We start from the raw sequence: 13789 nt of genomic DNA, 5'->3' as shown, positions 1-13789 counted from the left end.
ATTGGTCCTGACCACGGGACCAAAGCGACCCCTAGGGTCGGGCGCATGGTCTCGTTGTCCACATTTCTGATATTCGCCCTCGCGTCCCTGGCACTGGTCCTGGTACCGGGGCCGAACCACATCTACATCGCCGCCCGGGGCATCGCACAGGGCCGGGCGGCCGGGGTCGCGAGCGCGCTCGGCGTCGAGACGGGCACGATGGTGCACATCGCCGCGGCCGCCGCCGGGCTCTCATACGTGATCGCCCGGTCCGCGACGCTCTTCAACGTGATCAAATGGGCCGGCGTGGCCTACCTGGTCTATCTGGGCATCCGGGCGCTGACGAGCAGGCAGGAGCTCAAGACCCGGGAGGCCGAGCCGCAGCCGCTGCGGAAGATCTTCCTCGAAGGCGTGATCGTCAACGTGCTCAACCCCAAGGTGATCCTCTTCTTCCTGGCGTTCCTGCCGCAGTTCGTCGCCCCCGAGGCGGGCGCGGTGCCGCTGCAGATCATCATCCTGGGCGGCACCCTGCTGGTCCTGGGGCTGATCACCGACCTGATCTACGCCGCGGGCGCGGGAGCGCTCGGCAGGCGGATGCGGAACCGGTCGAGCCTGATGAGTCGCCTCAGCGGGGTCATCTACCTGGGACTCGGCATCGCGACCGCGTTCTCCGGCCGCTCCGCCTGATCACACCGCTCCACCCGATCGCGCAGCCCCGGCCGCTCCACCTGATCACACCGCTCCACCCGATCGCGCAGCCCCGGCCGCTCCACCCAAGCACGCCACGCCGCCCGATCACGTCACTCCGGCCGCTTCCCCTGATCACACCGCACCGCTCGGTCACTTCGTCCCGGCCGCTCCACCCGCTCCGGATGGAGCCGATCGCTCCATCCGATCACACCCCTCGATCGCACCGCTCCCGCCGCCTCCTCCGATCACACCGCCCCGCCCTCCCTCCGTCCGATCGCATCGCCCGGGCGACTCCACCTGATCACACAGGTCTCCCAGCAGCCGGGCCAATGGTCCCGGAGCCGCCATCACACCCAGATGCCCGCGACGGGGGATCAGGATCAGCCGGCCGTTCCGGCAGGCCCGGAGGAAGTCGCGCTCGTCCGCCCGGAACGGGTCGCGGGTCCCGTTGACCAGCCATACGCGCCCCGGATAGGCGGCCAGTGCCGCGAACTGGTCGTGCCCGGCGACGGCCTCGACGACCTGCGGCATCACCTCGCATGACAGCCCTCCCGCCACGAAGGCCTCCCCCACGGGGCCCGGCAGCAGGCGGCGCAGGCCGTACGCGCTGATCCGGTTCGCGAGAGACGGGTTCCGTGCGGCGAACGAGGCGGCGAAGCGGTAGGCGCCCAGCGCCGACGAGTTACGGGCCGTGCATCCCATCGCCACGAGCCCGGTCACCCGCTCGGGAAAGCGCTCGGCGGTGGCGATGCCGACGTATCCACCCAGCGAGAGCCCGGCCACGAGCGCCCGTCCGCCGAGCCCGTCGATCGCGGCGGCGACCGCCGACGTCGCCCCCTCCATCGAGAACGGCTCGCCCCTGCGGCTGCCGTGTCCGGGCAGGTCAACGGCCATGGCGGGCCGGCCGAGGAGGGAGAGACGGGAGACGACGGGACCCCACATGGTCCCGCTGATCCGGATTCCGTGGACGAAGACGATGGGTGTCATCACGAGCCTCCAGGGGTTACCCCGATTAAAACACAACGCACCGTTGCGTTGCTATATTCGGACGCACAGCAGCGCATGACACACAGCACCGGCCGAGAAGAGCGCACGGCATCGCGCAGGGAAGCAGGCACATGGCACCGCGCAAGGAACAGCAGATCTTCCAGGCGACGCTCGAGCTCCTCGCCGCCAAGGGCTACGAAGGGCTGACCGTCGAAGGGGTGGCCGAGCGCTCGGGGGTCAACAAGACCACGATCTACCGGTGGTGGCCGTCGAAGGCGGCGCTGCTCGCCGCCGCGCTGGTCAAGGCCGACCTGCTCGCGATGGAGCCGCCCGACACCGGCAGCCTCAGCGGAGATCTGGAGGCGCTCGTCCAGAGGGTGGTCGTGTTGCTCACCCGGCCTCCGGCGGCCGACATCGCGGTGGCCGCGCTCGGCGCCGCCGCACACCATCCCGAGCTCGCGACCGCGGCCCAGCACTTCTTCGCCGACCGGTTCGCGAGGGAGGAGGCCGTCTTCGACCGCGCGAGACGGCGCGGCGAGCTCTCCGATACGGCCGACCCTCTGTTGATCATGGACCTGCTCGCCGGGGCGGTCTGGCTACGCGCGGTCTTCCGGGGGCTCCCCCTCGACGACGACTTCGCCGCGAAGGCGGTGAGCGCGGTCCTGGACGGCTCGGCTTCACCGGCGCGTCCGGGATCGGTCAGCCCGAGAGCGCGCCCGGGATTCGGTCCAGGATCGGGTACGGCATGAGCCCGTAGGCGTAGAAGTCGACCGCATCGGCCCCCGCGGCCCGGACGGCGCGCACCTTGGCGGCGAGGCGATCGGCCGAGTCCGTGTCGGGCAGGCCCGGCCGGAGCACGACCCGCAGCTCCTTGTCCTTGCCCGTCGAGCGGCGGTAGGCGCTCACGTCGTCGGCGACCCTGGCCGCGTCGCGGGCGTAGGCGAGCACGCCGAGCGAGGGCACCAGATCCCCGAGGGCGACCAGGTCCACTCCGAGTTGCCAGGCGTCGTGCGCCGCGAGCCCCGGCGAGGGCAGGCCGTCGGTGTAGCCCTTGTACGCGCCCGTCGCGTCGAGGTAGACGAGCTTGGAGCCCTCGTCGGTGACGGCCGTGGAGATCTTGGAGACCAGCGAGGTCACCACCTCGGAGCGGGCTCGCGCGTAGGCGACCACCTCGGGCCCCGCGTAGGCGGTCAGCGCCGCCCGGGTCACCTCGCCCTGCGCGGGCGGGTCGCCGTCGAGCACCCCGCCGACGATCCTGGAACACTCCTCGCGTGCCACCTCGGCCTTGACGCCCAGATCGGCCGCGCGGCGCATGCAGAAGTCGCAGAAACACAGGCCGAGCAGGAACAGGTCCATGGGCCCGAGCGGGACGAAGCTGCGCTCGTTGTGGTAGCCGGGGCCGAAGGTCCCGAAGTGCAGCCCCTCGGCGACCACGCTGTCCACCCCCAGCCTGGCCACCGCCCGGCCCAGCGCGACCGCGTACAGGCGGACGTCCGGATGGGAGGGGCACAGGTCGGTGGGCGAGCCGCGGTCGCCGAAGCAGTTGCGCACGGTCACGTCGGGGTGGGCCAGGCCGAGCGTGGTGTTCTGCAGGAAGACGGTCCAGCCGTGCAGCGCGAGACCTCGCTCGGCCGTGGCCAGGCGGAGTGCGGCCAGCGGCTCCTCCTCGGCCCCGTCCTGGACGGGCGGGACCAGGCGGAGACCGCCGAACAGGTCTTCGGGCGGCGCGAAGTGCGCCCCGTCCCTGCGGATCGTCACCCGGGGCCGGCCGTGCGGGGTGACGTCGCGGGCGCGGTGATAGGCGGCGGCCACGGTCACCCCCGCCACGCCGTACCCGATGACCCGGTCAAGGACCGCCTCCAGGCCCTCCCCGCGTACGTCCTCGACATAGACGTATAGCGAGCTGTCCAAGCCGCCGCCCTCCCAAGAAGTCGGTCAGACTCTAACGCGCCCGGTAAGCCACGAAGTCAATCTCGACCAGGATGTCCATCAAGTCGGACCCGACGGTCGTGCGGACGGGGTAGGGGCGGGTGAAGTAGGACTTGTAGACCTCGTTGTAGGCGGCGAAGTCACGCTTGAGGTGCTGCAGGTGCACCGTCGACTTCACCACGTCGTCGAAACCCAGACCGTGGGCCTCAAGGATCGCCCCGAGATTCCGCATCGTCTGGTGGGTCTGCTCCGCCACGTCGGTCCCGACGACCTCGCCGGTCCGGGGGTCCAGCGGGCCCGCGCCCGAGGTGTAGACGAAGTCCCCGACCACGAGGCCCTGCGAGTACGCCCCGATCGGCGCCGCGCCCTGGTCCGTCCGCAGCTCCTGCTTGTCGCTCATATCAGCACCCCTCATCAGAAATACGTAGTAATCAAGTCGACGACCACGTAATCGTCGTCCACCACCGGCATGACCCGCCACTTGTCGAAGGCGGTGCACGGGTGGGAGATCCCAAACGACACCAGATCCCCCGCTTTCACGGGGGAATCCGGCGCGAGCCGTAGAACGGCGTGCTGGTCCTGGACCTTGAGCACCGTGGCGTCGGCGATGCTCCCACGCGGCACGGGCAGCCCCTCGTCGAAGGGCGCGTCACGCTTGCCGAACCCGACGATGGCCAGGCCGGGCTCGGGAATGCTCAGCACGTGCGCCCAGATCTCCAGCGCGGCCCGCAGCTCCCCCTCGATCCGGGTGTACGGCGTGCGCTCGCGGTAGTAGCCGTCGTCGTGGGAGACGTAGGCGCCGCTGCGCAGCATGACCCTGGCCTGGCAGGCGGCGAGCTCCCTGCCGATCACGTCGAACCACTGGCTGCCGCCCACCGACAGGATCGGGTCGCGCACCCGCAGGTGCTCCAGCGCCTCCAGCAGCCGGTGCAGGTAGGTCCGCACCTCGGCGGCCGACCCCAGCGCCCCCTCGTATCCGGCGACGCCCACCAGCTCGACGCCGTCCGCCGCCTGCGCGGCCGAGGTGACCTCCAGAAACTCCGCGAGCGTACGGCTGCCGCCCCGCCCGCCGTCGTGCCCGAGCTCGGCCAGCACCTGGAACGGCCTGGCCCCGGCGTGGGAGGACAGCGTCTCCACCCCGGCCACCGAGTCCACGAAGCAGAGAAACTCGAACGACGGGTCCTCGGCGAGCCGGGCGGCGAGGGCGTCGAGTCCGGCCGGGTCGAAGACCTGGTTGGCGAGGATGATGCGGGAGACGCCGAACTCGCGCAGGGTGAGCGCCTGGCTGGGAGTGGCGGCCGTCAGCCCCCACGCGCCCGCGTCGAGCTGGGCCCGGATCAGCTCGGGCGACATGGTGGTCTTGGCGTGCGGGACCAGGGTCAGGCCGTACTGCTCGGCGAAGACCGCGAGCGTGGTGATGTTGTGCTCCAGCGCGCTCCGGTGCGCCACCATCACGGGGAAGCTGAACGCCCCTCCGAACAGCGATGACCCCACTGCCCTCTCGGGATCCACGATCCCCTTCACGCGCTGCCCCCTTTGATTGCTTTGGTGGACTCTATTCTCAGGCCCGCAGGGCCCTGCCCGGAGTGGCCCCGGTGAGTCGCCCCCCGGACAGGACGGGGACTCCGGAGACCAGGACGTCGTCGACGCCGGTGGCCAGGATGCGCGGATCCGCGTAGGTGGCCCTGTCCGCGACCGTCCCGGGGTCCAGGACGATGACGTCGGCGGCCTGTCCCGGGCGGATGAGACCGCGGGCTCCGAGGCCGAAGCGGCGTGCGGGGTGGGAGGCGAGGTGGACGGCGGCCTGTTCCAGGGTCCAGTCACCGGCCTCGCGGACGTGGTGGCCGAGCATGCGGGCGAACGCCCCGTAGCCGCGTGGGTGGGGGTGGCCGCCGACGTAGATGCCGTCGGAGCCGCCCGTGTGACCCGGGTGGCGCAGGATCGTGCGGACCGACTCCTCGGCCTCGGGGCCCTCGTCCGGGCGGGCCAGCACGCATCCGGCTTCGAGGCGGGTGTCGATCAGGATCCTGCGGCAGAACTCGCCCGGTTCGACCCCTGCCTCGGCGGCGGCCGCCGGAAGCGACAGGCCCTCGGCCCACTCGGTCCCCGGCACGTGGGAGAAGGTGATCCTCGGCCAGAGCGACTCGTCCCACTCGATCGGGTGGGACTCCAGCAGTTCCAGCGTCCGGTCGGTGTCGGCGGCGGGTAGCCACGCCGGCAGCGCGACCATCGCCAGGATCGTGCTGCCCCGGAGGTAGGGGTAGGTGTCGAAGGTGACGTCGAGCCCTTCGAGGCGTGCCTCGTCGACCAGGGGCAGGAGCGTGGCGGCCGGGCCGTGGTAGTGCGAGACGTGCACGGCGGCGCCCGACCGCCGGGCGATGTCCGTCACCTCGGCCATGCCCTCCGTGGCCTGCGCGCCGTACCCGCGCATGTGCGTGACGTACGGCAGGGCGCCCAGCGGTGCGCAGAGCGCGGCGATCTCCGCGGCGTCGGCGTAGCGTCCGGGGGCGTACTCCAGGCCGGTGGACAGCCCTGCCGCCCCCTCCGACAGGCCGCGCTCGACGTGGGCGAGCATGGCGGCCAGCTCCCCGGAGGTGGCGACCCGCTCGGCGGCGCCCATCACGTCATAGCGGATCGTGCCGTGCGGCAGCAGGTAGGCGGTGTTCAGGGCGGTCGCCCTGTCGTAGCCCGCGAGCAGCTCCCCGACGCCGAGCGGCCCGTCGGCCGACGGATGGGTCCCGTTGACGGCCGCGAAGTAGCGGGTGGCGTAGGCGAAGGTCTCCGGGGTGGACGCGGGCGCGTAGGACAGGCCGTCCTGACCGAGGACGAACGTGGTCACACCCTGCCGGAGCGCGGCGAGCTGCACCCCCCTGTCGAAGACGAGGGCGTCGCCGTGAGCGTGGCAGTCGATCAGGCCGGGCATGACGCGGCGACCTGCGGCGTCGACGAAGGTCGCGGCCTCCGCGCCGTCCAGACGGCCCACGGCGGCGATGCGGTCCCCGGTGACGCCGACGTCGGCCCGGTACGCCGGGGCGCCCGTGCCGTCCAGCACCCAGCCGCCACTGATCAACACATCGAATGCCATGACCGGATTCAATCATTCCGAAGTCGCGGAAACTTGGGCCCCCCAGACCCTTGACCGCGACATGTCAGGAATGATGCCATCCTTTCTTAATTAGGAATCTTTCCTAACTAGATGACGCAGAGAGGGCATCCGCTGTGCATGCGAGACCCCGTCTCCAACGCCCCACGACCATCCTCGTCCTGGCACTGGCCCTGGCACTGATCGCATCGGTGTTCGCGCTGGTGGCGGCGGCACCCAGTTACGCGGCCGACTCCCTGCTGTCCCAGGGCCGCCCGGCCACCTCCTCCTCCAACGAGGACTCCACGCTGGTGGCGGCCAATGCCTTCGACGGCAACGCCTCCACCCGCTGGGCCTCCGTGGAGGCCCACGACCCCGAGTGGATCCGCGTCGACCTCGGCCAGTCCGCCACGATCTCCCGGGTCAAGCTGACCTGGGAGGCGGCGTACGGCAAGTCCTACAAGATCCAGACCTCGTCCGACGGCTCCGCCTGGGCCGACGTCTACTCGACCACCACCGGCGACGGCGCCACCGACGACCTGACCCTCTCCGGCGCCGGCCGCTACGTGCGGCTGTACGGCACGGCGCGCGGCACCGCCTACGGCTACTCGCTGTACGGGATGGAGGTCTACGGCGCCGTCGGCGGCTCGACTCCGACGCCCACCCCGACCCCGACTCCCACCCCGCCCACCGGCGGCATCGGCGTGCCGTTCGGCGCTCACACGATCCCCTACGCGGCCGGGATGCTGCGGCCGAGCGGCGCCCAGGCCACGCTCGACCAGAAGGTGGTCGACTACTACACCCGCTGGAAGGCCGCCTTCGTCAAGCAGAACTGCGGCAACGGCTGGTACCAGATCATCTCCCCCGACGCCGACCACCCGTACGTGGCCGAGGCCCAGGGTTACGGCATGGTCATCTCCGCCACGATGGCCGGAGCCGACCCGGACGCCAAGAAGATCTTCGACGGCCTGGTGAAGTACGTCCTGGCCCACCCGTCCTCGATCACCCCCGGCCTGCTCGCCGCCGAGCAGAACACCGCCTGCCAGAGCGTCAACGGCGGCGACTCCGCCACCGACGGCGACCTCGACGTGGCCTACGGCCTGCTCCTGGCCGACCGGCAGTGGGGCAGCACGGGCACCTACAACTACAAGCAGCTCGCGATCAACCACATCAACGCGATCAAGGCCGGTGAGGTCAACCCGACCACCAAGCTGATGAAGCTCGGCGACTGGAGCAGTTCCGGTGACGAGTACTTCTGGATCAGCCGCTCGTCGGACTGGATGATCGACCACTTCCGGGCGTTCCGTAAGGCCACCGGCGACACGACCTGGGACACCGTCCGCACCAACCACCAGAACCTGATCGCCTCCCAGCAGGCGAACTACGCCGCGAGCACGGGCCTCCTGGCCGACTTCGTGGTCAACACCAACACCACGCCGAAGCCCGCCCCGGGCGAGGTCCTGGAGGACGTCAGCGACGGCAAGTACTGGTGGAACGCCTGCCGCGACCCGTGGCGGATCGGCAACGACGCGGTGACCAGCGGCGACGCCAAGTCGCTCGCCGCCGCGCGCAAGCTGAACACCTGGATCAAGAGCAAGACCGGCGGCGACCCGAACAAGATCGCCGTCGGCTACTCGCTCAACGGCACGCAGATCTCCAGCGGCAGCGAGCCGGCCTTCTTCGCCCCGTTCGCGGTGGCGGCGCTGACCGACTCCGGCAGCCAGGCCTGGCTGGACGCCCTCTGGAACAAGATGCTCAACACCCCGTTCACGTCCAGCGACTACTACTCGACCAGCCTCCAGCTCCAGGTCATGATCACCGTAACCGGCAACCACTGGGTTCCCTGATCCGATCACGGTACGGCTCCCGCCTGCGAAGGTGGGAGCCGTACCATTTTGCCGGTCCCTGTACGGGTCGACATTTCCGGTGGACCGGTTGTCGGCCACCGTCCCAGATCCTCATCCGAGAAACTTGTCCAGTCGCAATGAAGCCCGGCCCCATCTACGATCAAACATTTGCCGAGCAGATTGACGAATGACCATCGATGGCCAGAGAAGAGCTGGAGCACTACCGGGAGCTGCTCGATACCCATTTCAATCTACGCAGCTATACCTGTATCTCCTGGACCAGGATTCCGGATTTCACGGAGGTTGCTTCATGTTTCGGAAATCCAGTGGAGCCGGTGGGTAAGTGGATCCTCTCTGACGCCTCTGAGTACAGGGATCAGCATGGTCCGTCATCCGACGAGGAACAAGACCCGATCATTCTCCTTGGTGCCCGGTCTGGATGGACGATCGCAATCGAGCCCAGTGGCCGGGAGAGCACCGCTACGGAGGTCATGCGTCAACTCTCTGTCGGCGGGGAGGCATTCTGTGTTTTCGGAAATAGCAGCCCTGAATGGCAGTATTCCCGAGACGGCGGCAATCCTCTTCGAGTCAGACACATTAGTGATGATGAGCCAGAAATCGGCGTGCTGGACGCCCTAATAGGAGACCTGCCGTGCCGGGTAGACTCCTCTGGCGACAACTGGCTGGAGGCCGCCTACGTGCTCGCTGAGCGGGTCACAGGAGTGCGACTCAGCGATGAGTGGCCCAAGAAACCTCATGAGGGCTACATCATCCGGAAATCTCCTCGCGAGGTATTGCCGGAGGACCTCCGCAATCATCCCATCTTGATGGATCCGGAAATCGCGGAGATCGTTACTGACCCACATAGGCATCGCAGGAAGACGGCGGAGTTGTCTGCGCGAATCGCAGTGGAAATCGCGGACCTCGGAAGTGGCGTGATCCGCGAAGCGTTGGCGGCGACAGACTCCAGGCGCATCACTGCAGAGCTGAGAAAACAAGTGCAAGAGCTCGCCCTTCAAAGCGGGCGGCACGATCTTCCGGGCACTTCCTCTAATCAAACCGCAGCATTGCACGCCCTGCTAGGCGCGCTCGACCCGAACGACAGGCAAGCCGCCAGGCTTGCGTCCCACTGGGCCTCGCGAGTTGAAGGCGGCAACCCCAACCAGCGAGCTCGTCTGGCGATATTTCAGGCATGTGCGGAATATCTCTGACCATAGAGGCCGTTCATAATGGCCGAGGTCTTCCGGGACCATTCGTGAGGTCGCGCGAAGGCTTGCCCGTGGGGATGGGAACATGAGGGCGGGTCGTTCTTGGCCAGATGTCGGACAAATCGATTTCATCCCCACGAAGCTGACCATCGAAAAAGGGCTCATCGTGACTGACAACGAACCGACCGCACAGGACATCGCCGCAATGGACGAGGCAGAGCGCGCTCAGTGGTTCTACGACCATCGCGAGCAGGTGGCCGAGGAGTCCACCCCTGTCGCCCTTGATCGTGTCGTATCGGTGCGTGTCAGCCCCGATGACCCGGCTTCCTGACCGCGAAGGTCGCTCAGCCCCGGTAGGGATCCTCCAGTCCGTAGAACGTCTGCGGGCATGAGACGACCTTGAGCACCGGCCGCCGCTCAAGCACCTCCCTGGCCTGCCGCCGGGCGAGGTTCCAGCCGTTCCACGGGTCGGGCCGGTCGAGCTCGTTCGCCCTGACCACGGCCGCCAGCACGCAGCTGCGGGACGGCTCCGGCAGCCGGTCCAGCGCGGGTACGGCCTCCGCACCGAGATCGCCAAGGTAGTCCAGGTCGATCCGGTCCACACCGCGGATGGCGATCTGCGTCTCCGCGACCCGGAGATCCGGGTTCCACACCGCGAACGCCAGCAGCGCGACACTGGTCATCACGACGACGGCCCTGGGCAGCCACCCCGCGTGCCCCCGCCTGATGAGCCGTACGGCACCGGCGATCAGAACCAGGACGAAGATCCCGCCCAGCCACCAGACCGTGGCCTCCACCGAGGCCCGCAACCGGGAGAGCCCGTAGACCTCGGCATACAGGTCCAGCCGGTGCAGCGCGGAGAACAGGATGACCATGGTCAGCGCGCAGAGCACGCCGAGCAGCCCCGCCATCAGCCAGCGGTCGACGCCCCTGAGCTCGACCACCCCCGAGGCGACGGCCACGATGGCCAGCACGAACACGCTGACGATGACCAGCTGGAAGAATCCGGACCGCGCGTACTCGGCATAGGTCAGTCCGGTGGCCGACGCCACCCAGTCCGTACTGCCGAACAGCACGGTCAGCTGCATCCCCACGAAGGTGGCGAACAGTAGGTTGAGCGCGGTCAGCGGGGTCACCCAGAGACCGCGGCTCACCGTGACCCGCAGGTCCGGGGCCTTGGGCTCGACGACGGGTCGCAGGCCGACGAGCACCGCGGAGGCGACCACGAACCCGAAGACCGCGAAGAGCAGGATCCGCAGCGGCACCGTCTCCGCCCAGTCCTGCGCGCTGAACACCCGCTGGACGGCCTGGGCGAAAATCGCGTCCGCCGAGGCGAACAGCGCGCCGAACACTCCCACGAGCACGATGGTCAGCCCGCCCCCGACCAGGAGCGGCATCAACCGCCTGCGGACCGCCATCCCCTTGACCTGCGGCCCCAGGAACCACGGCACCGGCAACAGCCCCAGGATCACCGACGCCCCGCCCCTGGCCACCCCGAGCCAGCCGCGCCCGGCCCCCGACAGAGCGAGCGCGGCCGTCAGGAATCCGGCCAACAGGAGCAGTCCGACGAGCCAGTCCGCGTCCCTGAACATCGCGACCGCGACCAGCCCGTACGCGACCACCCCCATCCCCGCAGACCAGGGAGTGATCCTCCTGCGCACCGCGGGGATCGCCGCCGCCCCCATGGCGACGGCCACGAGCACGAGCCCCAGCCCGGCCCTGCTGTACGGCACCGCGAACGCGGCCAGCAGCCCGACGGCCGCGGACACCGGCAGCACCCACCGGGGGGTGTTCGGCAGATCCGGCCGAGGGAAAATCGGCGGAGCCTCATACCCTCCCGTCCCTCCGAAGGCCGAGGGATCCCGGGGACTTCTCAGCTCTCCGGGCGCTCCCGACACCCCGGACATCCTGGACGCCCCGGATGTGCCGGACGGGCCGGCCACCCCGGACGCTCCAGACACCACCGACGGGCCAGGTGCCCCGGACCGCTCAGACGCCGCAGGCGTCCCCGACGTTCCCTCGCCCGTCTGCCCGCCCATGCCGCCCGGCGGCCGTGCCGTCTCTCCTGAGGTCTCCAGGGGCGGTTCGCTCTCCGAATCCCTCGGGCCCGGCCTCGGTACGGTGAGCGGCGCGCCAGGCCCCTGCGCCGGGGGGCGGTGCGGGAGCGGCACCTGCGCCTGGCCGGCCCAGGGCGCGGCGCCCGGGGTGGTGGCACCGATGACCGTGCCGATGAACGCTCCGACCACGGCGAGGCCGAGACCGATCAGCATGCCCACCCTGAGATCCAGCATCGCGAGGCTGACCCCCACGACCCCTCCGCACACCAGGCCGAAGAAACCTCCGATGACGAGCCCGAGGAACGCTCCGATCCAGCTTCGCGCCCGCCCCTGCCGCACCCCACCGGACCGGTACGCGTCCCCGCCGGACATGAGGATCGGCTTGGAGGGAAACTGCGGCGGCGGCGTCTGCCGCGCGGCGGGCACCGCGGCTCCGTAAACGGAGGGTTCGAGATCCGGGGAGGCGAACACGGGCTCGGATCCCGCGCGGGCTTCGGGCGCCCCGGCGGTCACCAGAGCTCCGTGAGACGTGAACGCCTCACCGGCCTCGGCTCCGTCACGAGACTCGGATGGACTACCGGCACCGGACACGTCATGAGACTCGGACCGATGACCAACCTCAAGCACGTCACGAGGCTCAGACCGATGATCGGCCCCAAGCACGTCATGAGACTCGGACCGATGACCGGTCCCCAGCAGATCACGCGACTCGGACGCCCGGCCCGCTTCGGCTGCTTCGCGAGGCTCGGATGTCTCGCCGTCCCCGGGTGGCGCGTCGCCCGTGTCCGGGTCGGAAGGCTCGGGGACCGTCAGATCCTCGGAGGCTCTGTCCCCCGCCGAGGAGGGGGAACCCCTGCCGGGCGAGATAGGAGAGGACAGGGGGGTGTCCATCATGATCCTTCCAGGAAGGTCGGCCACCACATGGCAACCGACACCGTCTTCGACATGGATGGAGCCGCCGTGGAGTTCGACGATCTCCTTGGTGATGGCCAGGCCCAGCCCGGCGCCGCCGCCGTCGGCCGCCCGGCCCGCGTCCAGGCGGGAGAAGCGCTCGAATGCCCGCGCCCGGTCCTCGGCCGGGATTCCCGGCCCGCTGTCGGTCACGCGCAGCCGTACCCCGTCTCCCTCGGCGGCCGCCGCCAGCACCACGACTCCGCCCTCCGGGCTGTGCCGTACCGCGTTGTCCAGCAGGTTCGCCAGGACCTGCGCCAGGAGGTCGGAATCGGCGCGGACGCTCAGCTCCTCGGGGACCTCGCAGCGGGCCGTGACACCCTCCCTGGCCAGTACGGCCTCCCGCAGCGCCTGGTCGCACAGCGCCCGGAGTTCGACGTCCTCAAGCTCGATCAACCGGGATCCCGACTCCAGCCGGGACAGGTCGAGGAGTTGCGCGACCAGCCGGCCCAGCCGTTCGGTCTGGGCGAGAGCGGTGCCGAGCGTGACGGGGTCAGGGTCGGAGACCCCGTCCACCACGTTCTCCAGCACCGCCCGGAGCGCGGTGATCGGCGTACGGAGCTCGTGGCTGACGTTGGCCACCAGCTCCCGCCGCTGCCTGTCCACCTCGCCCAGATCGGCCGCCATCGCGTTGAAGGCGCGGGCGAGCTCGCCGACCTCGTCGCGGGAGGTCGCGGTGACCCGCAGGCCGTACCGGCCCTTGGCGATGGTCTGCGCGGCGGCGGCCATCTCACGGAGCGGCTTGGTCATCCCCCGCGCGAGCAGCTGCATCATGATCAGGGCGAGCGCCCCGGCCACCGCGACGCGCACGTTTCGCGAGTAGCCGGCGTTGATGCCGACCTCGTTGACGACAAACGCCGCCGCGACGGCAAGCAGGATCACCATCCCGAGCTTGACCTTGATCCGGCCCAGGAAGTCGAGGGGTCTCAATGATTGACGCATCCCAGTCTTGGAGTGAGAAAAAGGAGAATCGGTTCACGGACGGAGAAGACACAACCGACGCCCACTGACGGACAGGGACACGACCGACGTCCACGGGCAGGCGAAGGCTCAACCGAG

At 69.6% G+C, this 13789-nt stretch carries 11 protein-coding genes; 5 read left to right on the top strand and 6 right to left on the bottom strand.

Annotated elements, in window-relative coordinates; translation table 11 throughout:
- Nucleotides 1-45: 45 nt before the first annotated feature.
- Nucleotides 46-666, top strand: coding sequence for a LysE family translocator (locus DKM19_RS06175; RefSeq protein WP_110694874.1), 621 nt, complete (start codon nucleotides 46-48; stop codon nucleotides 664-666).
- 153 nt (nucleotides 667-819) lie between these two features.
- Here DKM19_RS06175 and DKM19_RS06170 read toward each other — a convergent pair whose 3' ends face one another.
- Nucleotides 820-1656 carry an alpha/beta fold hydrolase gene (locus tag DKM19_RS06170; protein WP_110694873.1) on the bottom strand — a complete coding sequence of 279 codons (837 nt, stop codon included), beginning with the start codon at nucleotides 1654-1656 and terminating at the stop codon, nucleotides 820-822.
- A gap of 131 nt (nucleotides 1657-1787) precedes the next feature.
- On the opposite strand from DKM19_RS06170, the gene DKM19_RS06165 reads away from it, so the two are divergent.
- Nucleotides 1788-2405, top strand: a complete 618-nt coding sequence (locus DKM19_RS06165) for a TetR/AcrR family transcriptional regulator (protein WP_110694872.1) — start codon at nucleotides 1788-1790, stop codon at nucleotides 2403-2405.
- On the opposite strand, the gene DKM19_RS06160 is transcribed toward DKM19_RS06165, so the two are convergent.
- Genes DKM19_RS06160 through DKM19_RS06145 form a run of 4 tightly spaced genes read right to left on the bottom strand, consistent with a single transcriptional unit; the run spans nucleotide 2356 to nucleotide 6670 of the window.
- A complete protein-coding gene (locus tag DKM19_RS06160; protein ID WP_110694871.1) occupies nucleotides 2356-3567 on the bottom strand; it encodes a hypothetical protein in 1212 nt (403 codons plus the stop codon). The two genes, DKM19_RS06165 and DKM19_RS06160, sit on opposite strands and share 50 nt — an antisense overlap.
- A 31-nt stretch (nucleotides 3568-3598) precedes the next feature.
- Nucleotides 3599-3985, bottom strand: coding sequence for a Rid family detoxifying hydrolase (locus DKM19_RS06155; protein ID WP_110694870.1), 387 nt, complete (start codon nucleotides 3983-3985; stop codon nucleotides 3599-3601).
- 14 nt (nucleotides 3986-3999) lie between these two features.
- Nucleotides 4000-5109: an alanine racemase gene (locus tag DKM19_RS06150; RefSeq protein WP_110694869.1), complete on the bottom strand. Its 1110-nt coding sequence runs from the start codon at nucleotides 5107-5109 to the stop codon at nucleotides 4000-4002.
- Nucleotides 5110-5146: 37 nt separating this feature from the next.
- Complete coding sequence (locus DKM19_RS06145; RefSeq protein WP_110694868.1) at nucleotides 5147-6670, bottom strand: amidohydrolase family protein; 1524 nt, start codon at nucleotides 6668-6670, stop codon at nucleotides 5147-5149.
- A gap of 134 nt (nucleotides 6671-6804) precedes the next feature.
- Here DKM19_RS06145 and DKM19_RS06140 point away from each other — a divergent pair, with 134 nt between their 5' ends.
- From DKM19_RS06140 to DKM19_RS06135, 3 genes are all read left to right on the top strand, one after another.
- Complete coding sequence (locus DKM19_RS06140; RefSeq protein ID WP_110694867.1) at nucleotides 6805-8514, top strand: glycosyl hydrolase family 8; 1710 nt, start codon at nucleotides 6805-6807, stop codon at nucleotides 8512-8514.
- 197 nt (nucleotides 8515-8711) lie between these two features.
- On the top strand, nucleotides 8712-9725 hold the full coding sequence (locus DKM19_RS49305; protein WP_162641327.1) for a hypothetical protein: 1014 nt from the start codon (nucleotides 8712-8714) through the stop codon (nucleotides 9723-9725).
- 82 nt (nucleotides 9726-9807) lie between these two features.
- Nucleotides 9808-10053: a hypothetical protein gene (locus tag DKM19_RS06135; RefSeq protein WP_110694866.1), complete on the top strand. Its 246-nt coding sequence runs from the start codon at nucleotides 9808-9810 to the stop codon at nucleotides 10051-10053.
- A 13-nt stretch (nucleotides 10054-10066) separates the two neighbouring features.
- Here DKM19_RS06135 and DKM19_RS06130 read toward each other — a convergent pair whose 3' ends face one another.
- Complete coding sequence (locus tag DKM19_RS06130; protein ID WP_239514108.1) at nucleotides 10067-13660, bottom strand: DUF4153 domain-containing protein; 3594 nt, start codon at nucleotides 13658-13660, stop codon at nucleotides 10067-10069.
- Nucleotides 13661-13789: the final 129 nt, after the last annotated feature.

The organism is Streptosporangium sp. 'caverna' (genome assembly GCF_003203775.1).
GTDB lineage: Bacteria > Actinomycetota > Actinomycetes > Streptosporangiales > Streptosporangiaceae > Streptosporangium > Streptosporangium subroseum.
Note: the sequence above shows the minus strand (reverse complement) of the source record. Positions and strands in the feature narration are given on the sequence as shown.

Bases quoted from the DNA above. Each gene is read 5' to 3' on its own strand.
- DKM19_RS06155 (WP_110694870.1), bottom strand. From the start codon at position 3,985: ATGAGCGACAAGCAGGAGCTGCGGACGGACCAGGGCGCGGCGCCGATC.
- DKM19_RS06135 (WP_110694866.1), top strand. From the start codon at position 9,808: ATGAGGGCGGGTCGTTCTTGGCCAGATGTCGGACAAATCGATTTCATC.
- DKM19_RS06175 (WP_110694874.1), top strand. From the start codon at position 46: ATGGTCTCGTTGTCCACATTTCTGATATTCGCCCTCGCGTCCCTGGCA.
- DKM19_RS06170 (WP_110694873.1), bottom strand. From the start codon at position 1,656: ATGACACCCATCGTCTTCGTCCACGGAATCCGGATCAGCGGGACCATG.
- DKM19_RS49305 (WP_162641327.1), top strand. From the start codon at position 8,712: ATGGCCAGAGAAGAGCTGGAGCACTACCGGGAGCTGCTCGATACCCAT.
- DKM19_RS06145 (WP_110694868.1), bottom strand. From the start codon at position 6,670: ATGGCATTCGATGTGTTGATCAGTGGCGGCTGGGTGCTGGACGGCACG.
- DKM19_RS06165 (WP_110694872.1), top strand. From the start codon at position 1,788: ATGGCACCGCGCAAGGAACAGCAGATCTTCCAGGCGACGCTCGAGCTC.